Consider the following 21942-nt stretch of genomic DNA (forward strand, 5'->3'; position numbering starts at 1 on the left):
TCCAGTCGGTGGAAATCTCATCGAAAGTGGCCGCGCACCGTCTCGGGCAGCGCCACGCCGGTGGCGTGGGCCCGCTCCAGCACCTGCCAAAAGTAGCGGAAAGACGCGCGGTCGTGCAAATGACCCTGGTGGGATATCGGCGCCCAATCGGCCGCGGCGGCGCGGTCGATGATCTCGGCGGCCTGCTCGACCTCATCGGGCCGCGGCCGAAACGCCGCGACGATGGGCTCGATCTGGTCGGGGTGGATGCTCCACATGCGCGTGTAGCCAAAGGCCCCGGCGGCACGCTCGGCGGCGCGCCGCACCGCGTCGCGGTCGCGGAACTCGGTGACCACGCAGTGCGACGGCACCTTGCCGTGCGCGTGTGCGGCGCTGGCGATCTCCAGCTTGGCGCGACAGACCAGCGGGTGCTCGAACTGGCCCTGCACCGTCATCGCCGCGGCGGGGATCGCCCCGCCGTGCGCCGAGACGAAGTCCATCAGCCCGAAGCTCAGCGACGCCACGCGCGGCTGCGCGGCGATGTCGAACGCCCGATGCACCGCCGCCGGCGACTCGATCAGCACATGCAGCGGCAGCGCGGGCGCGCCGGCCGCATCGACCGCTGCCACGGCGCGCGCCACGTCGGCCACCGACTCGACCTTCGGGATCATCAGGTGCGTCAGGCGCGCGCCGACGGCGCCGACGATGGCGGCCACGTCGGCCTCGAACGCCGGATGGCCCACCGGATGCACCCGCACGCCCACGCGCGGCGGCACCGGCGCGGCCCAGTCCAGCCCGCGCACCAGTTCGACCACCAGCGCGGCGTGATCGGCCTCGCCCCCCACCGGGGCGCCGTCCTCGCAATCCAGCGTGACGTCGAACAGACACGTCCCGTGGCGCGCGGACCACTCGGCCTGCAGGGCCAGGCTCTTGCGCATGCGCGCCTCGACGCCCGCATAGTGGTCGCAGGCGGGCAGCCAGACGGCCCCGGCCTGGGCCCCGAGCAAGACCTCGCGCGGATGGCGCGAGGAGGCCGACGGGGGCGTGGGCATGCGCGCGTCCGTCCCGGTCAGATCAGGTGCGCGACGCCCTGGCGCTCTTCTTCCAGCTCGGCCAGCGTCTTGTTCAGGCACTGCTGGCTGAACTCGTCGATCGGCAGGCCTTCGACCACCGTGTACTCGCCATTGGCGCAGGTGACCGGGAAGCCGAACATCACGTCCTGCGGAATGCCGTACCAGCCCTGCGACGGGATGCCCATGGTCACCCACTTGCCGTTCGTGCCCAGCGCCCAGTCGCGCATGTGGTCGATGGCGGCGTTGGCGGCCGAAGCGGCCGACGACAGGCCGCGCGCCTCGATGATGGCCGCGCCGCGCTTGCCGACGGTGGGCAGGAAGACGTTGCGGTTCCAGTCCTCGTCGTTGATCATCGCCTTGACCGACTGGCCCTCGATGGTGGCGAAGCGGTAGTCGGCGTACATCGTCGGCGAGTGGTTGCCCCACACGCACAGCTTTTCGATGCTGGAGACGGGCTTGCCGGTCTTGGCGGCGATCTGCGACAGCGCCCGGTTGTGGTCCAGGCGCAGCATGGCGGTGAAGTTCTTCGCCGGCAGGTCCGGGGCCGACTTCATGGCGATGTAGGCGTTGGTGTTGGCCGGGTTGCCCACCACCAGCACCTTGACGTTGCGCGACGCCACGGCGTTGAGGGCCTTGCCCTGCACCGTGAAGATTTGTGCATTGGCGGCCAGCAGGTCCTTGCGCTCCATGCCCGGGCCGCGCGGACGCGCGCCGACCAGCAGCGCGTAGTCGGTGTCCTTGAACGCGCCCATCGGGTCGCTGTGCGCCTCCATGCCCGCCAGCAGCGGGAAGGCGCAGTCCTCCAGCTCCATCATCACGCCCTTGAGGGCCTTTTGCGCCTTCTCGTCGGGAATCTCGAGCAACTGCAGAATCACCGGCTGGTCTTTGCCCAGCATCTCGCCGGAGGCGATGCGAAACAGCAGCGCATAACCAATCTGGCCGGCGGCACCGGTGACGGCCACCCGGACGGGCTTTTTGCTCATGGAAATCTCCAATGGGGAACGTGGGGATGAACCCCGCGAGTGTACTCTGGTAAACCCGGGGGCGTCAATTTGTCTTATGTCTTATATAAGATATGATTGCGGTCATGAAACCCGACGGCCTGTCCGCCCGCCCCCCGACCCCCGCCCTGGGCGCGGAGGGCTCGGCCGTCGCGGCCGCGCCTGCCGCCGGCACCTCCACGCCCGCCTTCAGCCCGCTCTATCAGCAGATCAAGACGCTCATCCTGCACAGCCTGCAGGCCGGCGAGTGGAAACCCGGCGACCTGATTCCCAGCGAAATCGAGCTGGCCGCGCGCTTCAAGGTCAGCCAGGGCACGGTGCGCAAAGCCATCGACGAGCTGGCCGCCGACAACCTGCTGGTGCGCCGGCAAGGCAAAGGCACCTTCGTCGCCACCCACGCCGAGCAGCACATCCAGTACCGCTTTCTGCGCCTGCACCCCGATGTGGGCACGCTGGACAGCGAAGGCCCCGCGAAGCGCGAGGTGCTGGGCTGCCGGCGCATGCGCGCCAGCGCCGAGGTGGCCGCCGCCTTGCAACTGCGCGCGGGGGATGCGGTGGTGCAAGTCAGCCGCGTGCTGTCCTTCCAGGGCACCCCGACGATTCTGGAGGACCTCTGGCTGCCGGGCAGCGCCTTTCGCGGCCTGACGCTGGAGACGCTATCCGAGCACGCCGGCCCCATGTATGCCCTGTTCGAGACGCAATTTGGCGTGCGCATGGTGCGCGCCGAAGAACGCATCAAGGCGGTCGCCGCCAGCGAGACGGCTGCCGAGCGCCTGCAGGTCCCCGCCGGCACCCCGCTGCTGAGCGTGGAGCGCCTGGCCTACACCTACAACGGTGTGCCGATGGAGCTGCGCCGCGGCCTGTATCGCACCGACCGGCACCACTACCGCAACGAGCTCAGCTAGCCCCTTCCCGCCACCCCTTCGTCATGCTGCATTGCAATAGAATGTAACAGTTCCCCGTCAGCGACCCGATGAACCATAACGAGTTCGCCGTCATGGCCGCCAACGGCCTTGCCGACCATGGTGGCACGTTCTGACCCCCAGGAGAAAACCCCATGACGCCCTTGCGCCCTGCGCGGCCCGAGTTCCGCAACATCAACGCCTTCAAGGACCTGACGACGTACCGCCTGCCGCCGGCGGGCTGGGTGTCGATCCTGCACCGTGTCAGCGGCGCCCTGATGTTTTTGCTGCTGCCGTTCGTGGTCTGGATGATGGACACCTCGCTGTCGTCGGAGCTGTCCTACGGCAGCTTCACGGCGGCGTTCTCCGCGGGGATCGGGTTCGTGCCCGGCTGGTTCGTCAAGCTGGTGGCGCTGGCGCTGATCTGGGCCTATCTGCACCACTTCTGCGCCGGCGTGCGCCACCTCATCATGGACGCCACCCACAAGGTGGACAAGGCCTACGGCCGCTCGTCGGCCATCGTCACGCTGGCGCTGAGCCTGGGCCTGACGGTCGTGCTGGGCGCCAAACTGTTCGGCCTGTACTGATTCCCCCCTGACGGAGTAACGACAAATGGCGGTCAACTACGGCTCCAAGCGCGTCGTCACCGGCGCCCACTACGGCCTGCGCGACTGGATGGTCCAGCGCGTCACGGCGGTGCTCATGGCCCTCTTCACCGTGGTCCTGCTGGCGCAGGTCATCTTCACCTCCGGCCCCATCGGGTACGAAACCTGGGCCGGCATCTTTGCGGCGCAGTGGATGAAGTTCCTCACCTTCGCCGTGGTGATCGCGTTGGTGTGGCACGCCTGGGTGGGTGTGCGCGACATCTGGATGGACTACGTCAAACCCGTGGGCCTGCGCCTGGCCCTGCATGTGTTCACCCTCGTCTGGCTGGTCGGTTGCACGGGCTGGGCGTTTCAAGTGCTTTGGAGGCTGTAAGCCATGACCCTGACTGCGAACCTTCCCCGCCGGCGCTTCGACGTGGTGATCGTCGGCGCCGGTGGCTCCGGCATGCGCGCGTCGCTGCAACTGGCGCGCGCCGGCCTCAACGTCGCGGTGCTGTCCAAGGTGTTCCCGACGCGCTCGCACACGGTCGCCGCGCAGGGCGGCATCGGCGCGTCGCTGGGCAACATGTCCGAGGACAACTGGCACTACCACTTCTACGATACCGTCAAGGGCTCGGACTGGCTCGGTGACCAGGACGCCATCGAGTTCATGTGCCGCGAGGCGCCCAAGGTCGTCTACGAGCTGGAGCACATGGGCATGCCGTTCGACCGCAACCCGGACGGCACCATCTACCAGCGCCCGTTCGGCGGCCACACCGCCAACTACGGCGAGAAGCCCGTGCAGCGCGCCTGCGCCGCCGCCGACCGCACCGGCCACGCGATGCTGCACACGCTGTATCAGCAGAACGTCGCCGCGCGCACCACGTTCTTCGTCGAGTGGATGGCGCTGGACCTGATCCGCGACGCCGACGGCGACGTGGTGGGCGTGACGGCACTCGAGATGGAGACCGGCGACGTCTACATCCTGGAGGCCAAGGCCACGCTGCTGGCCACCGGTGGCGCCGGGCGCATCTACGCCGCCAGCACCAACGCCTTCATCAACACCGGCGACGGGCTGGGCATGGCCGCGCGCGCCGGCATCCCGCTGCAGGACATGGAGTTCTGGCAGTTCCACCCGACCGGCGTGGCCGGCGCCGGCGTGCTGCTGACCGAGGGCTGCCGCGGCGAAGGCGCGATCCTGCTCAACAGCAATGGCGAGCGCTTCATGGAACGCTACGCGCCGACGCTGAAGGACCTGGCGCCGCGCGACTTCGTCAGCCGCTGCATGGACCAGGAGATCAAGGAAGGCCGCGGCTGCGGGCCGAACAAGGACTACATCCTGCTCAAGCTCGACCACCTGGGCCCGGAGACGATCCACAAGCGCCTGCCGTCGGTGTACGAGATCGGCATCAACTTCGCCAACGTCGACATCACCAAGGAGCCGATCCCCGTGGTGCCAACCATCCACTACCAGATGGGCGGCATCCCGACCAACATCAACGGCCAGGTCGTCGTGCCGGACGGCCAGGGCGGCCAGAAGGTGGTGAACGGCCTGTACGCGGTCGGCGAGTGCTCGTGCGTGTCGGTGCACGGCGCCAACCGCCTCGGCACCAACTCGCTGCTGGACCTGCTGGTGTTCGGCCGCGCGGCCGGCAACCACATCGTGGCCCACCTCGACCGCGGCCGCGAGCACAAGGACCTGCCCAAGGACGCCGCCGATCGCACGCTGGAGCGGCTCAGCCGCCTGGAATCGCGCACCGACGGCGAGTATGCGCAGGCCGTGGCCAACGACATCCGTGCCACCATGCAGCAGCACGCGGGCGTCTTCCGCACCCAGGCCAGCATGGACGAGGGGGTGCGCAAGATCAACGCGCTGCGCGAGCGCGTCGGCGCCATCGTGCTCAAGGACAAGTCCAAGGTGTTCAACACGGCGCGCGTGGAGGCGCTGGAGGTCGAAAACCTCATCGAAGCCGCCCAGGCCACGATGACGTCCGCCGCCGCCCGCCAGGAATGCCGCGGCGCGCACACCGTCAAGGACTACGAGCGCGGCCCGGACGACGCCGAGTGCCCGCTGGGCCGCAACGACAAGGTGTGGATGAAACACACCCTGTGGCACAGCGCCGACAACTCCCTGACCTACAAGCCGGTCAACCTCAAGCCGCTGACGGTCGAGTCGATTCCGCCCAAGGTCCGCACGTTCTGACGTCCCCACGCCGGAGGTTTTTCCATGGCCAAACGCATCTTCAAGATCTACCGCTACGACCCGGACAAGGACGCCAAGCCCTACATGCAAACGCTGGAGGTGGAACTGACCACCGAGCGCATGCTGCTGGACGCGCTGATCAAGCTCAAGGAAATCGACCCGACGCTGGCGTTTCGCCGCTCGTGCCGCGAGGGTGTCTGCGGCTCGGATGCGATGAACATCAACGGCAAGAACGGGCTAGCGTGCCTGACCAACCTACGCACGCTGCCGGACACGATCGTGCTGAAGCCCCTGCCGGGCCTGCCCGTGGTGCGCGACCTGATCGTGGACATGACGCTGTTCTTCAAGCAGTACCACTCGATCAAGCCGTACCTGATCAACGAGACCCAGCCGCCCGAAAAGGAGCGCCTGCAGTCGCCCGAAGAGCGCGAAGAGCTCAACGGCCTGTACGAGTGCATCCTGTGCGCCAGCTGCTCCACCAGCTGTCCGAGCTTCTGGTGGAACCCGGACAAGTTCGTCGGCCCGGCGGGCCTGCTGCAGGCCTACCGCTTCATCGCCGACAGCCGCGACCAGGCCACCAGCGAGCGCCTGGACAACCTGGAAGACCCGTACCGGCTGTTCCGCTGCCACACCATCATGAACTGCGTCGATGTGTGCCCCAAGGGCCTCAACCCCACCAAGGCCATCGGCAAGATCAAGGAACTGATGGTGCGCCGCGCCGTCTGACCGCCCCGCGCTCACGAACCCGGCCATGGACGACCGCGCACGGCTCGACGAACGCCAGCTCAGCAAGCTGCGCTGGCGTTGCCGCCGCGGTCTGCTCGAAAACGATCTGTTCATCGAGCGCTTCTTCGATCGGCACGGCGAGGCCCTCACGGTGCGGCAGGCCCGCGGCCTGGAAGCGCTGATGGACCTGAGCGACAACGATCTGCTCGACCTGTTGCTGCGCCGCCGCGAGCCCGACGGCGCGCTGGCGACCCCCGAGGTCGTCGACGTGCTGGCCCTGCTGCGCACCCCGCCGCGGGCCGACGCGCCGTCATCCCCGTAGCTCCCCCGCTAGACCCAAGGAATCCGCATGAAACTGCAAGACCACAAAGCCACGCTGTCGTTTTCCAACGGCGCGCCCAGCGTCGAGCTGCCGATCTACTCCGGCACCGTGGGTCCGGACGTGATCGACATCCGCAAGCTCTACGCCCAGACCGGCATGTTCACCTACGACCCCGGGTTCCTGTCCACGGCGTCGTGCCAATCGTCCATCACCTACATCGACGGCGACAAGGGCGAGCTGCTCTACCGCGGCTACCCCATCGAGCAGCTCGCCACGCAGTGCGACTACCTCGAGACCTGCTACCTGCTGCTGTACGGTGAGCTGCCCAACGAACACCAAAAAGCCGACTTCAGCAAGCGCGTGACCATGCACACCATGGTCAACGAGCAGATGCAGTTCTTCCTGCGTGGCTTCCGGCGCGATGCGCACCCGATGGCGGTGCTCACGGGCCTGGTCGGCGCCATGTCGGCCTTCTACCACGACAGCACCGACATCAACAACCCGCAGCACCGCGAGATCGCGGCCATCCGCCTGATCGCCAAGCTGCCCACCCTGGTCGCCATGGCCTACAAGTACGGCATCGGCCAGCCGTACATGTATCCGCGCAACGACCTGAGCTACGCGGGCAACTTCCTGCGCATGATGTTCGGCACGCCGTGCGAGGAGTACAAAGTCAACCCGGTGCTCGAGCGCGCGATGGACCGCATCTTCATCCTGCACGCGGACCACGAGCAAAACGCCTCCACCTCCACCGTGCGCCTGTGCGGCAGCTCCGGCACCAACCCGTTTGCGGCCATCGCCGCGGGCGTGGCCTGCCTGTGGGGCCCGGCCCACGGCGGCGCCAACGAGGCCTGCCTGAACATGCTGGAAGAAATCCAGGCCATGGGCGGCGTGGACAAGATCGGTGAATTCATCGCCAAGGTCAAGGACAAGAACTCGGGCGTGCGCCTGATGGGCTTCGGCCACCGCGTCTACAAAAACTACGACCCGCGCGCCAAGCTGATGCAGGAGACCTGCAACGAGGTGCTGGGCGAGCTGGGCCTGGAGAACGACCCGCTGTTCAAGCTGGCCAAGACGCTGGAGAAGATCGCGCTGGAAGACGACTACTTCGTGCAGCGCAAGTTGTACCCGAACGTGGACTTCTACTCGGGCATCGTGCAGCGTGCCATCGGCATCCCGGTCAATCTGTTCACCGGCATCTTCGCGCTGGCGCGCACGGTGGGCTGGATCGCCCAGCTCAACGAGATGATCTCGGACCCCGAGTACAAGATCGGCCGTCCGCGCCAGCTCTTCACCGGTGCGGCCAAGCGCGACGTCGTGCCGATCGCCCAGCGCTGATCGACCCGGGCGGCGGTGCCCGCGGGATGGTCCCCGGCACCGCCGTCGACGCGCCCCGTTCGTCGCGGTCTAGGCCTACAATGGCAGGCCGCCCACGCCTATCCCCTCCGCCATGGGACGCACCCTTTACGACAAGATCTGGGACGAGCACGTCGTCCACACCGAGGAGGACGGCACCGCCATCCTCTACATCGACCGCCATCTGGTGCACGAGGTGACCAGCCCGCAGGCCTTCGAGGGACTGCGCGTGGCCGGCCGCAAGCCGTGGCGCGTGTCGTCGGTGGTCGCCACCGCCGACCACAACACCCCCACCACCGGCTGGGAGCACGGCTACGACGGCATCGCTGACCCGATCAGCAAGGAGCAGATCGTCACGCTGGATGCCAACATCCGCGAGTTCGGGGCGGCGGCGTATTTTCCGTTCCTGAGCAAGCGGCAGGGCATCGTGCACGTCATCGGGCCGGAAAACGGCGCCACCCTGCCCGGCATGACGGTGGTGTGCGGCGACAGCCACACCAGCACCCACGGCGCGTTCGGTGCGCTGGCGCATGGCATTGGCACCAGCGAGGTCGAGCATGTGCTGGCCACGCAGACGCTGCTGGCCAAAAAGGCCCGCAACATGCTGATCCGCGTGGAGGGGACGCTGCCGCGCGGCTGCACGGCCAAGGACATCGTGCTGGCCATCATCGGCCGCATCGGTACCGCCGGCGGCACCGGCTACACCATCGAGTTTGGTGGCAGCGCCATCCGCGCGCTGAGCATGGAAGGCCGCATGACGGTCTGCAACATGGCCATCGAGGCGGGCGCGCGCGCCGGCCTGGTGGCGGTGGACGACAAGACCCTCGAGTACGTGCGCGGTCGGCCCATGGCCCCCAGCGGGGTGGAGTGGGATCAGGCCGTCGCCCATTGGCGCACCCTGCACTCCGACCCCGATGCCCATTGGGACGCCGTGGTCGAGCTGGATGCCGCCCAGATCCTGCCTCAGGTCACCTGGGGCACCTCGCCCGAGATGGTGCTGCCCGTGACCGAGCGCGTGCCCGATCCCGACAAGGAGAAGGACCCCGTCAAGCGCAGCGCCATGGAGCGCGCCCTGCAGTACATGGGCCTGCAACCGGGCAAACCCCTGACCGACATCGCCGTGGACAAGGTGTTCATCGGCTCGTGTACCAACAGCCGCATCGAGGACATGCGCGAAGCGGCGGCCGTGGTACGCAAACTCGGCCAGAAGGTGGCGCGCAACGTCAAGCTCGCGATGGTCGTGCCCGGATCGGGTCAGGTCAAGGAGCAGGCCGAGCGCGAGGGACTGCACGAGATTTTCCGCGCCGCGGGCTTCGAGTGGCGCGAGCCCGGCTGCTCGATGTGCCTGGCCATGAACGCCGACCGGCTGGAGCCCGGCGAGCGCTGCGCCTCGACCAGCAACCGCAACTTCGAAGGCCGCCAGGGCGCGGGCGGGCGCACGCACCTGGTCAGCCCGGCCATGGCGGCGGCAGCCGCCATCCACGGCCACTTCGTCGACGTACGCCAGATCGTCTAACCCCCAGGAGCTCACCATGAAACGCGCGCTGTGCTGCACCCTCGCCTGTCTGGGCCTGCTGCTTGCGGGCTGCAACACGGTTCAGGGGCTCGGCAAGGACATCCAGAAAGGTGGCCAGGTCATCCAGGACGCTGGCAAGAAGTAAATGGAGCGCTTCACCATCCACAAAGGGCTCGTCGCGCCCATCGACCGGGAAAACGTCGACACCGACGCCATCATCCCGAAGCAGTTTCTGAAGTCGATTCGCAAGACCGGCTTCGGCCCCAACCTGTTCGACGAGTGGCGCTATCTGGACCAGCCGGGCCAGCCCGGCGTACCGGAAAGCCAGCGCAAGCCCAACCCGGACTTCGTGCTCAACCAGCCGCGCTACCAGGGGGCCAGCATCCTGCTGGCGCGCAAGAACTTCGGCTGCGGCTCCAGCCGCGAGCACGCGCCGTGGGCGATCCAGCAGTATGGCTTCCGTGCGCTGATCGCGCCGAGCTTCGCCGACATCTTCTTCAACAACTGCTTCAAGAACGGCCTGCTGCCGATCGTGCTGCCAGAGGCCACGGTCGACCGCCTGTTCCACGAGGTGCACGCCTTCCCCGGCTACGAGCTGACGATCGACCTGGAGCGCCAGGTCATCGTACAGCCCGACGGCGCCGAGATCCCGTTCGAGGTGCAGCCGTTCCGCCGCTACTGCCTGCTCAACGGGCTGGACGACATCGGCCTGACGCTGCGCCACGCCGACAAGATCCGCGCCTTCGAGGCCGAGCGGCTGGCCCGCTTCCCGTGGCTGGCGCGCACCTTCGCTGGCTGACCGGGCGCCCCATGCTCCCCCGCGCGGCAGGGCCTGCCCCCGGCCGCGCCTTCCCCATGACATCAGGACATCCATGAAGATCGCCATCCTGCCCGGTGACGGCATCGGGCCCGAGATCGTCGCCGAGGCCGTCAAGGTGCTCAAGGCGCTGGCCCCGCCGCTGGAGATGGAGACCGCCCCGGTGGGCGGCGCCGCCTACGAGGCCGCCGGCCATCCGCTGCCGGAGGCGACGCTCAAGCTCGCGCAGCAGGCGGACGCGGTGCTGTTCGGCGCCGTGGGCGACTGGAAGTACGACACGCTGCCGCGCGCGCTGCGGCCGGAGCAGGCCATCCTGGGCCTGCGCAAGGCGCTCGGGCTGTTCGCCAACTTCCGCCCGGCGATCTGCTACCCGCAGCTGACGCACGCCTCCAGCCTCAAGCCCGAGCTGGTGGCGGGCTTGGACATCCTGATCATCCGCGAGCTGACCGGCGACATCTACTTCGGCCAGCCGCGCGGCCGCCGCAGCGCGCCGGACGGGCCGTTCGCTAGCGCGGAGGAGGCGTTCGACACCATGCGCTACAGCCGCCCGGAGATTGAGCGCATCGCGCGCGTGGCGTTCGAGGCCGCGCGCCAGCGCCGCCGCAAGGTCACCAGCGTCGACAAGGCCAACGTGCTGGAGACCTTCCAGTTCTGGAAAGACGTCGTCACCGAGGTGCACCGCGACTACCCCGACGTCGAGCTCGACCACATGTACGTGGACAACGCCGCGATGCAGCTGGTCAAGGCGCCCAAGAAGTTCGACGTCATCGTCACCGGCAACATGTTTGGCGACATCCTGTCGGACGAGGCGGCGATGCTGACCGGCTCGATCGGTATGCTGCCGTCGGCCAGTCTCAACGAGCGCGGCCAGGGGCTGTACGAGCCCAGCCACGGCAGCGCGCCCGACATCGCCGGCAAGGGCGTGGCCAACCCGCTGGCCACCATCCTGTCGGCGGCGATGATGCTGCGCTACTCGCTCAAGCAGCCCGAAGCGGCCGACCGCATCGAGGCCGCGGTGCAGAAGGTGCTGGCCGACGGCCTGCGCACCGCCGACATCGCCAGCGACGGCTGCGCCGTCGTCGGCACCGCGGCGATGGGCGACGCGGTGGTGCGGGCGCTGGGGTGACCGCCGGGGGTGACATGAAGCCGATCTGGATCATCAAGGCGGGCGAGACCTTGGCGGATCTGGCCCGCACGCACGGCGATTTCGAGGACTGGATCGCCGCCGGGCTGGCGGGCGGTCCGCTTCCCGTGCAGGTCCATGATGCCCGTGCGGGCCTGCCGCCCGCGCCCGATGCCATGGCGGGCGCAATCGTCACCGGCTCGCACGCCATGGTGTCGGAGCGTGCGGCGTGGAGCGAGGCCCTGGCCGCGTGGCTGCGCGACGCCGTGGCCGCCGAATGTCCCGTGCTGGGCATCTGCTACGGCCACCAACTGTTGGCGCACGCCCTGGGGGGCGAGGTCGGCTACCGCCCGCAAGGGCCGGACGTGGGGACGGTGAACGTCGAACGGTATCCGGCCGCGCAGACGGACCCGCTGTTCGGGGCACTGCCTGCGCGTTTTGCCGCCCCCATGGTGCATCTGCAAAGCGTGGTGCGGCTGCCCTCGACGGCCGTGGCTCTGGCCCACCATGCGCAGGAGCCGCACGCGGCGTTTCGGGTCGGCCCGTGTGCCTGGGGCGTGCAGTTCCACCCCGAGTTTTCGCTGCCCGCCGTGCAAGCCTATGTGGACCACCTGGCCGAGACGCTGCGCCAACACGGCATGGATCCGGCCAGCGTGCGCGACGCCCTGCAACCCACCCCCCACGCCGCCGCGCTGCTGCCGGCATTTGCCGATTGGGCGGCCGCCCGCGCGGCCCGCTGACCGGCCGGCGCGGGTTGTCAGCGTGGCATCAGGTCGCATCCGGTAGAATCGGTCCATCATGCCCGCGCCCTGCCCGTTCCAGCTGAACCCCGCTGCCGCCCCGGCCGCGGTGGGCGCGCGCGCCACCACCAAAACCACGACCACCATTACCGGCTGATTCCAGCCTGGTTCGTCGTGCGCCCATACCGGCCAGACGAGCCGGGCAGCAGAAGGGTTTCCCCCACTTCCTCTACTGAAAGGGCACACGCGATGAGCAACGTTGGCAACAAGGTCGGCCTGGTCGGCTGGCGCGGCATGGTCGGCTCGGTCCTGATGGACCGCATGATCGCCGAAGGCGACTTCGACCTGATCGAGCCGATCTTCTTCTCGACCTCCAACGCCGGCGGCCCCGCCCCGGCGCAGGCCAAGGCGCACAAGACGCTGCGCGACGCGCACGACCTGGCCGCGCTGGCCGAGTGCGACATCGTCATCACCTGCCAGGGCGGCGACTACACCAAGGAAGTGTTCCCCAAGCTGCGCGCCGCCGGCTGGCAGGGGCACTGGATCGACGCGGCCAGCGCGCTGCGCATGGAGCCGGACGCGGTCATCGTCCTCGACCCGGTCAACGCGCACGTCATCCGCAAGGCGCTGGCCGCCGGTGGCCGCAACTGGATCGGCGGCAACTGCACCAACTCCATCCTGCTGATGGGGCTGGGCGGCCTGTTCCGCGAGAACCTGGTGGAGTGGGTCAGCTCCATGACCTACCAGGCCGCCAGCGGCGCCGGCGCCAACAACATGCGCGAGCTGCTCAAGGGCATGGGCGTGATCCACGGCGCGGTGGCTGACCTGCTGGCCGACCCCGCCTCGGCGATCCTGGAGATCGATCGCAAAGTCGCGCAGGCGATCCGCGAGGACGTGCCGACCGAGTTCTTCGGCGCGCCGCTGGCCGGCAGCCTCATCCCCTGGATCGACGTGCAGCTGCCCAACGGCCAGTCCAAGGAGGAGTGGAAGGGCCAGGCGGAGGTCAACAAGATCCTGGGCACCGAGCAGACCATCCCCGTCGATGGCCTGTGCGTGCGCATCGGCGCCATGCGCTGCCACAGCCTGGCGCTGACGCTCAAGCTCAAGCGCGACCTGCCGCTGGAGGAGATCGAGGCCATCATCAAGAGCGGCAACCCCTGGGTCAAGTGGGTGCCGAACGACCGCGCCCTCACCGTCAAGGAGCTGACCCCGGCGGCCATCACCGGCGGACTGCAGGTGGGCGTGGGCCGCGTGCGCAAGCTCAACATGGGGCCGGAGTACGTCTCGGCCTTCGTGATCGGCGACCAGCTGCTGTGGGGCGCGGCCGAGCCGCTGCGCCGCATGCTGCGCATCCTGCTCGGGGCCTGACGGCGGTATAGTCGGGGCATCCCGGTGCGCCTGGCCCACAGGGCGTTGCTCGACTGCAACGCCCTGCGGATCGGCGGGAGGGCGACGGGTGGCGCGCGGCGGTTGCGGCACGCCGTCAGCTTGTCGCCGTAACACATTGATGCTAAGGTGTTTTGACGCCGCTTCCGTGATGCGCCCACAAAGGATCCCTGTGCCGAAACCCCGCTCCTCCCCGCGCCCGCCATCCCTGCCGACCGTCGGCCGCCCGGCTGGCGGCGGGGGGTGGTGTGCGGGCGGTGCTTGGCGGGGCATCGCCTTGGCGGCGGCACTGGCCTCGACCCTGGCGGGCAATGCGTGGGCCCTGGCGCTGGGTCGCGTGGCGGTCCAGTCGCAACTGGGCGAGCCGCTGCGCGCCGAAATCGAGGTGCCCGCCATCACCGACGCCGAGGCCGTCAGCCTGCAGGTCGGCATTGCACCGGCGGAGCGTTTTCGCGCCGCCAATCTGGAATTCAACGCCCTGCTGCAGGACGTGTCGCTGGAGGTGCAGCGGCGCACGGACGGGCGCACGGTCATCGTGGTGCGCAGCGCCCGTCCGGTGTCCGAGCCTTTCCTCGATCTGGTGGTGCAGGCCCGCTGGGCGGGCGGCGAACTGCTGCGCAGCTACACCCTGCTGTTCGATCCGCCCAACCTGCGCCCGCCCACCCCGGTGGCACCGGCCGTCACGGCCGCGCCCCCTACCCCGGCCGCCCCCATCGTGACAGACGTGCGGCCGGCGCAACCGGTGCCCCCTGCCCAGCCGTCGGCGGCGGCCCCCGGCACGCCCCCGCGCGCTGCGCCGACCGACCGGCCCGCCGCCCAGACCGCCACCGCGCCCAAGCAAATCACCGTCAAACCGGGGGAAACGGCCGGTCGCATCGCCGCGGAGCACAAGCCGGCCGACGTCACGCTGGAGCAGATGCTCGTCGCGCTGCTGCGTGCCAATCCCCAGGCCTTCATCCGCAACAACATCAACCTGGTGCGCGCGGGCGCGGTCATCGATCTGCCGGACACTGCGGGGGCGGCCGCCGTCGATCCGCAAGAAGCGCGCCGCATCGTCGCCGCGCAGACGCGGGACTTCAACGAATACCGCCGGCGTCTGGCTGCCGCCGCCCCGGCGCAGGAGGCGCCCCCGGCCTCGCGCACGGCGACCGGCGCCGTGCAGGCGGCCGTGGCCGAAGACAAACCGCAAGCCAGCGCCCAGGACAAGCTCACCCTGACCAAGCCCGGTGCCCCGGCACCGGCCGAGGCCCAGATCGCCGAAGCACGCCAGCGCGGCGAGACCGAGCAGCGCGTCGCCGAGCTGAACCGCAACCTGCAAGAGCTGGAGCAACTGCGCCAGGCGGCGTCGGCCCCAGCCAGCGCACCCACCACGGCCCCTGCGACCGGCGCGGCCACGGCGGCCACCGCGGGCGACGGAGCCGGCCCCCAGGTGCCCGCGTCGCCACCGGCACCGCCCGCCCCGCCGGCGGAACCCCCCGCCCCCCCTGCGCCGGCGGCCCCGCCCCCCCCCGCACCTGTGCCGGCACCGGCCCCCACCCCGCCCGAAGCCGGCGTGGTGGGCACCCTGCTGGCCCATCCGCTGACCCTTCCGGCGGCCGGTGGTGTGGCCGTGCTGTTGGCCGTGCTGGCGTGGTGGCGCGTGCGGCAACGCCAGCGGCAGGCGGGCAACGATCAGCCGGCCGAACCGCATGTCGATGCGGTGGGCCAAACCGTGGACACCGACGACGAGGCCCCGGTGTCGTCGATGATGTACTCGCCCAGCCAGCTCGACGCCGGTGGCGATGTCGACCCCGTGGCCGAGGCCGATGTGTACCTGGCCTACGGCCGCGACCAGCAGGCCGAAGAAATCCTGCTCGAGGCGCTGCGACTGCACCCCGACCGGCTGCCGGTGCGGCTCAAGCTGCTGGAGATTTATGCGCAGCGGCCGGATGCGGCCCGCTTCGAGGCCGCCGCGCGCGAGCTGCACGCCCTGACCCAGGGCCAGGGCCCCGAGTGGCAGCGCGCCTGCGAGCTGGGCATGACCCTCGACCCCGACAATCCGCTCTACCGCCCCGCGGGTGCCGGCGGCGCAGCGGCCGCGGCGGGAACGATGGCAGCCGGGGCCGCTGGCTTGGCGGGCACAGCCACGCCGGACGCCGACATCGTGCCCGAGCTGGACCTGACCTTCGACACCTCGGCGGCCGAACCCGCCAGCGCGCCGGCCACCGCCGCCGCCCCGCCCGCGGACGACCTGGACTTCGACCTCGACCTGACCGCAGAAGCCCCGACACCGGAACCCGACGACGCATCGCCCCCGCCAACCGGGGCCGCCGCGCCGGGACTGCCGCCAGAGCTGGATGGCCTGTCGCTCGATCTGCCCACGGACGAACCACCCCGCGCGGAGCCAGCCAGCGCGGCCGCGCCCGCCGACGAGGCGCCGGCCGACGACCTGTCGAGCCTGGAGATCACCGAGGGACTCGGGGAAAACGACCCGCTGGAAACCAAGCTGTCGCTGGCGCGCGAGTTCGAGGCCATCGGCGACGTGGACGGTGCGCGCACCCTGGCCGAGGAAGTCGTCGCCGAGGCCAGCGGCGAGCTGCAGGAACGCGCCCGCGCCTTCCTGGCGCAGCTGGCCTGACGCCGCCCGCCACGCGAGCACGGCAGCGATCGAGCGATGCGCATAGCGCTGGGGGTGAGCTATCTGGGCACTGCCTACCAGGGCTGGCAAAGCCAGCCCGGAGGGCAAACCGTGCAGGACCGGCTGGAGCGGGCGCTGGCCACCTTTGCCGACGTGCCCACCATCGCCACCCTGTGCGCCGGCCGCACCGATGCGGGGGTGCACGGCCTGAACCAGGTAGTGCATTTCGATGCCCCGGTCGAGCGGGCCATGAACTCGTGGGTGCGGGGCACCAACCGCTATCTGCCCGACGACATCGCGGTGCAGTGGGCACTGCCCGTGGCCGCCACCTTCCACGCCCGCAACAGCGCCCGCTCGCGCCGCTATGCCTATGTGCTGCTGGAGTCGCCCGTGCGCCCCAGCGTCGAAGCCGGGCGCGTGGGCTGGGTGTTTCGCCCGCTGGCGCTCGAGCCCATGCAACGCGCCGCGCACCACCTGCTCGGCGAGCACGACTTCAGCTCGTTTCGCGCCGCGCAGTGCCAGGCGCTGTCGCCCGTCAAGCACCTGTACCGCATCGACATCGGCCGCCGCGGTCCCTACTGGCGCTTCGATTTCGAGGCCAACGCCTTTTTGCACCACATGATCCGCAACATCATGGGGTGCCTGATCGCCGTCGGCCAGGGGTTGCGCCCACCCGATTGGATGGCGACCGTGCGCGATGCGCGCAACCGCGAGATCGCCGCGCCGACCTTCGCACCGGACGGGCTGTACTTTCTGGGCCCCGTGTACGATGCCGACCTCGGGCTGCCGCGGCACACCCCGGCCTTCGACTGGCTGCCCCTGTGAACGCCCCCCACCCGGGCCGCACCTGCGCGCCCCATCCCGCCCCGCCATGCGACGCACCCGCATCAAAATCTGCGGCCTGACGCGCGAAGCCGATGTGGACCACGCCGCCGCTGCCGGCGCGGACGCGATCGGCTTCGTGCTCTATTCGGCCAGCCCTCGCCACGTCAGCGTCCGGCGCGCCGCCGAACTGGCGCGCCGCCTGCCCGCCTTCGTCACGCCGGTGCTGCTGTTCGTCAACGCCACGGCGGACGAGGTGGCCGCCGGTCTGGAGGCGGTACCGAACGCGCTGCTGCAGTTCCACGGCGACGAAACGCCGGACCAATGCGCGGCCCTGGCCGGCCCCCGGCCCTGGATGCGGGCCGCGCGCGTCCCGGTCGGCGCTGGCGCCGCCGGCTTCGATCTCCTAGAATACGCGCAGCGTTTTGCCGCCGCGCGGGCCGTGCTGATCGATGCGCACGTCCCCGGCTATGGCGGTGGCGGACAACCCTTCGACTGGACAGCCTTCCCGTGGTCACACCCTCGACTCAACGCCGCCGATCGGGTCGTTTTGTCTGGTGGACTCACACCCGCAAATGTGACCGATGGCGTCCGTTTGGTGCGCCCGTGGGCGGTTGACGTCTCCTCCGGCGTCGAAGCCGCCAAGGGCATCAAGGATCCGGCCCGCGTCGAGGCGTTCATCGCCGCGGTGCGCCGCGCCGATCTGACGCCGACCGACCCTCCCCACCCCTGACGGGCCCCGCCGCGCGCGGGTTACCGTCCGCCCCCAGGATTGGAGCCCCATGTCCGCTTACGCCTATCCCGACGCCCAGGGCCACTTCGGCCCGTACGGCGGCAGCTTCGTCAGCGAGACGCTGACGCATGCCATCGCCGAGCTGCGCACCGCCTACGACCGCTACCGCCAGGATCCCGACTTCCAGCGCGAATTCCGCTACGAGCTGGCGCACTTCGTCGGCCGCCCCTCGCCCATCTACCACGCCCAGCGCCTGAGCCGCGAGCTGGGCGGGGCGCAAATCTTCCTCAAGCGCGAGGACCTCAACCACACCGGCGCGCACAAGATCAACAACGTCGTCGGCCAGGCGATGCTGGCGCGGCGCATGGGCAAGCCGCGCGTGATCGCCGAGACCGGTGCCGGCCAGCACGGCGTGGCCACCGCGACCATCTGCGCGCGCTACGGGCTGGAATGCGTGGTCTACATGGGCAGCGAGGACGTCAAGCGCCAAAGCCCCAACGTCTACCGCATGAAGCTGCTCGGCGCCACCGTGGTGCCGGTGGAGTCCGGCAGCAAGACGCTGAAGGACGCGCTCAACGAGGCGCTGCGCGACTGGGTCACGAACGTCGAAAACACCTTCTACATCATCGGCACCGTCGCCGGGCCGCACCCCTACCCCATGATGGTGCGCGACTTCCAGAGCGTGATCGGCGAGGAATGCCTGCGCCAGATGCCCGAGATGCTGGCCGACCTGGGCCTGCCCGGCAACGGCGCGCAGGCGCAGCCGGACGCGGTGATCGCCTGCGTCGGCGGCGGCAGCAACGCCATGGGCATCTTCTACCCCTACATCCCCCACGAGCGGGTGCGCCTGATCGGCGTGGAAGCGGCCGGCAGCGGCCTGGACAGCGGCCGCCACGCTGCGTCGCTGCAGCGCGGCGTGCCTGGCGTGCTGCACGGCAACCGCACCTACGTGCTGCAAAACGCCGACGGCCAGATCACCGAGACGCACTCCGTCAGCGCCGGCCTGGACTACCCCGGCGTCGGCCCCGAGCACGCCTGGCTGAAGGACAGCGGCCGCGCCGAATACGTGGGCGTCACTGACGGCGAGGCGCTGGAGGCCTTCCATCGCCTGTGCCGCACCGAAGGCATCATCCCCGCGCTGGAGTCCAGCCATGCCGTGGCCTACGCCATGAAGCTGGCGCCGGCGATGCGCCCCGACCAGTCGCTGCTGGTCAACCTCTCCGGACGCGGCGACAAGGACATTGGCACCGTGGCCGATTTGTCGCAGGCGGATTTCTACTGCCGCCCGAGCTGCCGGGGACAGACCGTCAAGACCGCCGAGCAGCCCCTCACCCTGACGCCGGGAGCCGCCCGATGAGCCCGCACTGCCTTGCCGCCACCTTCGACCGCCTGCGCGCCCAGGGGCGCCGGGCGTTGATCCCCTTCGTCACCGCGGGTTTTCCGCAACCCGATGCGACGCCCGGGCTGATGCACGCCCTGGTGGCCGCCGGGGCCGATGTGATCGAGCTGGGCGTGCCATTTTCGGACCCGATGGCCGACGGCCCCGTGATCCAGCGCGCCGGCGAGCGCGCGCTGGCCGCGGGCGTGGGCCTGGCGCAGGTGCTGCAGATGGTGCGCGACTTCCGCACCCGCGACATCACCACGCCGGTGGTGCTGATGGGCTACGCCAACCCCATCGAGGCCTGGGAACACCGGCACGGCGCTGGCAGCTTTGCGCGCGAGGCGGCCGCCGCGGGCGTGGACGGCGTGCTGGTGGTGGACTACCCGCCCGAGGAATGCGAGGCCTTTGCCGCCACGCTGCGCGCGCACGGGCTGGACCTGATCTTTCTGCTCGCGCCGACCAGTACCGACGCGCGCATGGCGCAAGTCGGCCGGCTGGCCAGCGGCTATGTGTACTACGTCTCGCTCAAGGGCGTCACGGGGGCCGGCCACCTGGACACCGCGGCGGTGGAGGCGATGCTGCCGCGCATTCGCGCGCATGTGTCCATCCCGGTGGGGGTCGGCTTCGGCATCCGCGATGCGGCCAGCGCCCAGGCCGTGGGCCGCAGCGCCGATGCGGTGGTGATCGGCACCCGCCTCATTCAGTTGATCGAGAACGAACCGCCCGAGCGTGCGCCCGAGGTTGCCGCGGCCTTCCTGCGCGAGATCCGCACGGCGCTGGACGCCCTGCCCGCCCGGTCCGCCGCGGCTGTCGCATAATCGCCCTCGCCCCGGCGTGGCGGGCCCTGCGGGCCTGCCGTGCCGCCATTGCAAGGAGTTGCCATGTCCTGGCTGGAAAAACTGCTGCCGCCCAAGATCGCCCCGGCGGGCGCCCAGCGGCGCAGCATCCCCGAGGGTCTGTGGATCAAGTGCCCGAGCTGCGAGGCCGTGCTCTACAAGACCGACCTCGAGAAAAACCTCAACGTCTGCCCGCACTGCGCACACCACCACCGCATCGGCGCGCGCGCGCGGCTGGACGCCTTCCTCGACCCCGAGGGCCGCTACGAGATCGGGCAGGAGGTGCTGCCGGTCGATGCGCTGAAGTTCAAGGACAGCCGCAAGTACCCCGAGCGCCTGAAAGAGGCGCTGGAGGCCACCGGCGAGACCGACGCGCTGATCGTCATGGGCGGCGCGGTGCACACCCTGCCGGTGGTGGCGGCCTGCTTCGAGTTCGACTTCATGGGCGGCTCGATGGGCTCGGTGGTCGGCGAGCGCTTCGTGCGTGGTGTCGAAAACGCCATCGAACAGAAGGTGCCCTTCATCTGCTTCACCGCCACGGGCGGCGCGCGCATGCAGGAAGGGCTGCTGTCCCTGATGCAAATGGCCAAGACCAACGCGGCGCTGACCCGGCTGGCCAAGAAGCGCCTGCCCTACATCAGCGTGCTCACCGACCCCACCATGGGCGGCGTGTCGGCGGGCTTCGCCTTCATGGGCGACGTGGTCATCGCCGAGCCCAAGGCGCTCATCGGCTTTGCCGGCCCGCGCGTGATCGAAAACACCGTGCGCGTCAAGCTGCCGGAGGGCTTCCAGCGCGCGGAGTTTCTGCAGAGCAAAGGCGCGGTGGACTTCATCTGCGACCGGCGCGAGCTGCGCGGCACCGTGGCCAACGTCCTGGCGATGCTGCAGCGCCAGAGCGCCGACGCGGTGGCCTGACGCCGCGGCGTCGGCCCCTCGCCCCCTTGCGCCGAGCCCCCCGGATGGTCGCCGATCCGCGTGCCCGTGTGCGGCTGGCCCAGTTGCACCTGTACGTGGATGTGCATCGCCACGACCGGTATGTGGCGCCGGTGCTGGCGATCATCACGGCGCTGCTGTTGTCGCACTGGGTGCCCACGCCGTGGGCGCTGGGCTGGCTGGTGCTCGAGCTGCTCATCATCGCGCACTATCTGTGGGTGTACCGGCGCTTCAAACGGGCCGACCCGCCGCCGAGCGAGGAGCGCCGCTGGGCCAACCGCATCACCGAGGCGATCGAGCTGCGCCAGCGCAACGAGCAGCTCATCCAGGAGCTGCACTCGCAGGCCACGCGCGACGCGCTGACCGGGCTCATCAACCGCCGCTATCTGCTGGAGACCGGCGCGCGGCTGCTCCAGCAGCGCCACCGCAGCGGCGAGCCGCTGGCGCTGCTGATCATCGACCTGGACCACTTCAAACGCATCAACGACCAGCACGGGCACCTGGGCGGCGACGAGGTGCTGGTGGCGGTGGTCGGGACCTGTGCGCAGCATGTGCGCGCCGGCGATTGCTTTGGCCGCCTGGGCGGGGAGGAGTTCGCGCTCGTGCTGCCCGACACCCAGCTCGCCCAGGCGCGCGATCTGGCCGAGCGGCTGCGCTCGGCCACCGCCGCACTGGCCATCCCGCTGCCGGGCGTAACCATCCGCCCGACCATCAGCGTCGGCCTGGCCATGGCGACGGACGACGACACCACCCTGTCGGACCTGCTGCGCCGGGCCGATGCGGCCATGTACGAGGCCAAGGCCGGCGGGCGCAACCGCGTCGTGTGCCTCGATCCTGCCGGCGGGTTCCGGGCCGATCCGGTCCCGGCCTGAGGCGGCGGCCGCCCCGGCGA

The 21942-nt window shown here is 69.9% G+C and carries 22 protein-coding genes; 20 read left to right on the forward strand and 2 right to left on the reverse strand.

The annotated features are described in order from the left end of the window. Positions 1-17 precede the first annotated feature (17 nt). Positions 18-1031, reverse strand: a complete 1014-nt coding sequence (locus tag A9O67_RS01255; RefSeq protein ID WP_068606602.1) for an HpcH/HpaI aldolase/citrate lyase family protein — start codon at positions 1029-1031, stop codon at positions 18-20. 17 nt (positions 1032-1048) lie between these two features. Further along, the gene (locus tag A9O67_RS01260; protein WP_068606604.1) at positions 1049-2035 is read right to left on the reverse strand and encodes a malate dehydrogenase; all 987 of its coding nucleotides are present in this window, start codon (positions 2033-2035) and stop codon (positions 1049-1051) included. Positions 2036-2139: 104 nt separating this feature from the next. Here A9O67_RS01260 and A9O67_RS01265 point away from each other — a divergent pair, with 104 nt between their 5' ends. The 20 genes from A9O67_RS01265 to A9O67_RS01360 all read left to right on the forward strand — a co-directional run bounded on the left by A9O67_RS01265 (position 2140) and on the right by A9O67_RS01360 (position 21922). Further along, entirely contained in the window at positions 2140-2958 is an 819-nt protein-coding gene (locus A9O67_RS01265; RefSeq protein WP_143969467.1) for a GntR family transcriptional regulator, read from the forward strand. A 152-nt stretch (positions 2959-3110) separates the two neighbouring features. Further along, positions 3111-3542, forward strand: coding sequence for a succinate dehydrogenase, cytochrome b556 subunit (gene sdhC, locus A9O67_RS01270; protein ID WP_068606606.1), 432 nt, complete (start codon positions 3111-3113; stop codon positions 3540-3542). Between the two features lie 25 nt (positions 3543-3567). Then, complete coding sequence (sdhD, locus tag A9O67_RS01275; protein ID WP_068606608.1) at positions 3568-3933, forward strand: succinate dehydrogenase, hydrophobic membrane anchor protein; 366 nt, start codon at positions 3568-3570, stop codon at positions 3931-3933. A 3-nt stretch (positions 3934-3936) separates the two neighbouring features. Then, on the forward strand, positions 3937-5742 hold the full coding sequence (gene sdhA / locus A9O67_RS01280; protein WP_068606610.1) for a succinate dehydrogenase flavoprotein subunit: 1806 nt from the start codon (positions 3937-3939) through the stop codon (positions 5740-5742). 24 nt (positions 5743-5766) lie between these two features. Beyond that, the gene (locus A9O67_RS01285; protein WP_068606612.1) at positions 5767-6468 is read left to right on the forward strand and encodes a succinate dehydrogenase iron-sulfur subunit; all 702 of its coding nucleotides are present in this window, start codon (positions 5767-5769) and stop codon (positions 6466-6468) included. 25 nt (positions 6469-6493) lie between these two features. Continuing rightward, a complete protein-coding gene (locus tag A9O67_RS01290) occupies positions 6494-6790 on the forward strand; it encodes an FAD assembly factor SdhE (RefSeq protein ID WP_068606613.1) in 297 nt (98 codons plus the stop codon). A 27-nt stretch (positions 6791-6817) separates the two neighbouring features. Further along, the gene (gene gltA, locus A9O67_RS01295) at positions 6818-8128 is read left to right on the forward strand and encodes a citrate synthase (protein ID WP_068606615.1); all 1311 of its coding nucleotides are present in this window, start codon (positions 6818-6820) and stop codon (positions 8126-8128) included. A gap of 112 nt (positions 8129-8240) precedes the next feature. After that, positions 8241-9662 (forward strand): 3-isopropylmalate dehydratase large subunit, encoded by a 1422-nt coding sequence (leuC, locus tag A9O67_RS01300; RefSeq protein WP_068606616.1) that lies wholly within the window; start codon positions 8241-8243, stop codon positions 9660-9662. A gap of 16 nt (positions 9663-9678) precedes the next feature. Further along, complete coding sequence (locus tag A9O67_RS01305) at positions 9679-9807, forward strand: entericidin A/B family lipoprotein (RefSeq protein WP_068606618.1); 129 nt, start codon at positions 9679-9681, stop codon at positions 9805-9807. Continuing rightward, positions 9808-10461 carry a 3-isopropylmalate dehydratase small subunit gene (leuD, locus tag A9O67_RS01310; RefSeq protein ID WP_068606620.1) on the forward strand — a complete coding sequence of 218 codons (654 nt, stop codon included), beginning with the start codon at positions 9808-9810 and terminating at the stop codon, positions 10459-10461. Between the two features lie 73 nt (positions 10462-10534). Next, the gene (gene leuB, locus A9O67_RS01315) at positions 10535-11605 is read left to right on the forward strand and encodes a 3-isopropylmalate dehydrogenase (RefSeq protein WP_068606622.1); all 1071 of its coding nucleotides are present in this window, start codon (positions 10535-10537) and stop codon (positions 11603-11605) included. Positions 11606-11619: 14 nt separating this feature from the next. After that, a complete protein-coding gene (locus tag A9O67_RS01320) occupies positions 11620-12342 on the forward strand; it encodes a glutamine amidotransferase (protein ID WP_068606624.1) in 723 nt (240 codons plus the stop codon). Between the two features lie 249 nt (positions 12343-12591). Further along, positions 12592-13710, forward strand: a complete 1119-nt coding sequence (gene asd, locus A9O67_RS01325; protein ID WP_068606626.1) for an aspartate-semialdehyde dehydrogenase — start codon at positions 12592-12594, stop codon at positions 13708-13710. A 190-nt stretch (positions 13711-13900) separates the two neighbouring features. Beyond that, positions 13901-16345, forward strand: coding sequence for a FimV/HubP family polar landmark protein (locus A9O67_RS01330; RefSeq protein ID WP_231960165.1), 2445 nt, complete (start codon positions 13901-13903; stop codon positions 16343-16345). Positions 16346-16381: 36 nt separating this feature from the next. Further along, positions 16382-17170, forward strand: coding sequence for a tRNA pseudouridine(38-40) synthase TruA (gene truA / locus A9O67_RS01335; RefSeq protein ID WP_068606628.1), 789 nt, complete (start codon positions 16382-16384; stop codon positions 17168-17170). 46 nt (positions 17171-17216) lie between these two features. Further along, positions 17217-17900: a phosphoribosylanthranilate isomerase gene (locus A9O67_RS01340; RefSeq protein ID WP_068606631.1), complete on the forward strand. Its 684-nt coding sequence runs from the start codon at positions 17217-17219 to the stop codon at positions 17898-17900. A 49-nt stretch (positions 17901-17949) separates the two neighbouring features. Further along, positions 17950-19257: a tryptophan synthase subunit beta gene (trpB, locus tag A9O67_RS01345; protein ID WP_068606633.1), complete on the forward strand. Its 1308-nt coding sequence runs from the start codon at positions 17950-17952 to the stop codon at positions 19255-19257. Beyond that, positions 19254-20099, forward strand: coding sequence for a tryptophan synthase subunit alpha (gene trpA / locus A9O67_RS01350; protein WP_068606635.1), 846 nt, complete (start codon positions 19254-19256; stop codon positions 20097-20099). The genes trpB and trpA overlap by 4 nt, the downstream gene beginning before the upstream one ends. Positions 20100-20162: 63 nt before the next feature. Further along, positions 20163-21032: an acetyl-CoA carboxylase, carboxyltransferase subunit beta gene (accD, locus tag A9O67_RS01355; RefSeq protein ID WP_068606637.1), complete on the forward strand. Its 870-nt coding sequence runs from the start codon at positions 20163-20165 to the stop codon at positions 21030-21032. A gap of 44 nt (positions 21033-21076) precedes the next feature. Beyond that, complete coding sequence (locus A9O67_RS01360; protein WP_068606638.1) at positions 21077-21922, forward strand: GGDEF domain-containing protein; 846 nt, start codon at positions 21077-21079, stop codon at positions 21920-21922. Positions 21923-21942 lie beyond the last annotated feature (20 nt).

It is taken from the genome of Tepidimonas fonticaldi (assembly GCF_001675355.1).
Taxonomy (GTDB): Bacteria; Pseudomonadota; Gammaproteobacteria; order Burkholderiales; family Burkholderiaceae_C; genus Tepidimonas; species Tepidimonas fonticaldi.

Coding starts and splice junctions, on each gene's coding strand:
- A9O67_RS01285 (WP_068606612.1), top strand. CDS start 5,767: ATGGCCAAACGCATCTTCAAGATCTACCGCTACGACCCGGACAAGGAC.
- gltA (WP_068606615.1), top strand. CDS start 6,818: ATGAAACTGCAAGACCACAAAGCCACGCTGTCGTTTTCCAACGGCGCG.
- leuD (WP_068606620.1), top strand. CDS start 9,808: ATGGAGCGCTTCACCATCCACAAAGGGCTCGTCGCGCCCATCGACCGG.
- sdhD (WP_068606608.1), top strand. CDS start 3,568: ATGGCGGTCAACTACGGCTCCAAGCGCGTCGTCACCGGCGCCCACTAC.
- asd (WP_068606626.1), top strand. CDS start 12,592: ATGAGCAACGTTGGCAACAAGGTCGGCCTGGTCGGCTGGCGCGGCATG.
- A9O67_RS01305 (WP_068606618.1), top strand. CDS start 9,679: ATGAAACGCGCGCTGTGCTGCACCCTCGCCTGTCTGGGCCTGCTGCTT.
- A9O67_RS01290 (WP_068606613.1), top strand. CDS start 6,494: ATGGACGACCGCGCACGGCTCGACGAACGCCAGCTCAGCAAGCTGCGC.
- sdhC (WP_068606606.1), top strand. CDS start 3,111: ATGACGCCCTTGCGCCCTGCGCGGCCCGAGTTCCGCAACATCAACGCC.
- A9O67_RS01255 (WP_068606602.1), bottom strand. CDS start 1,031: ATGCCCACGCCCCCGTCGGCCTCCTCGCGCCATCCGCGCGAGGTCTTG.
- trpA (WP_068606635.1), top strand. CDS start 19,254: ATGAGCCCGCACTGCCTTGCCGCCACCTTCGACCGCCTGCGCGCCCAG.
- A9O67_RS01260 (WP_068606604.1), bottom strand. CDS start 2,035: ATGAGCAAAAAGCCCGTCCGGGTGGCCGTCACCGGTGCCGCCGGCCAG.
- A9O67_RS01320 (WP_068606624.1), top strand. CDS start 11,620: ATGAAGCCGATCTGGATCATCAAGGCGGGCGAGACCTTGGCGGATCTG.
- A9O67_RS01265 (WP_143969467.1), top strand. CDS start 2,140: ATGAAACCCGACGGCCTGTCCGCCCGCCCCCCGACCCCCGCCCTGGGC.
- A9O67_RS01360 (WP_068606638.1), top strand. CDS start 21,077: ATGGTCGCCGATCCGCGTGCCCGTGTGCGGCTGGCCCAGTTGCACCTG.
- sdhA (WP_068606610.1), top strand. CDS start 3,937: ATGACCCTGACTGCGAACCTTCCCCGCCGGCGCTTCGACGTGGTGATC.
- truA (WP_068606628.1), top strand. CDS start 16,382: ATGCGCATAGCGCTGGGGGTGAGCTATCTGGGCACTGCCTACCAGGGC.
- A9O67_RS01340 (WP_068606631.1), top strand. CDS start 17,217: ATGCGACGCACCCGCATCAAAATCTGCGGCCTGACGCGCGAAGCCGAT.
- trpB (WP_068606633.1), top strand. CDS start 17,950: ATGTCCGCTTACGCCTATCCCGACGCCCAGGGCCACTTCGGCCCGTAC.
- leuB (WP_068606622.1), top strand. CDS start 10,535: ATGAAGATCGCCATCCTGCCCGGTGACGGCATCGGGCCCGAGATCGTC.
- leuC (WP_068606616.1), top strand. CDS start 8,241: ATGGGACGCACCCTTTACGACAAGATCTGGGACGAGCACGTCGTCCAC.
- accD (WP_068606637.1), top strand. CDS start 20,163: ATGTCCTGGCTGGAAAAACTGCTGCCGCCCAAGATCGCCCCGGCGGGC.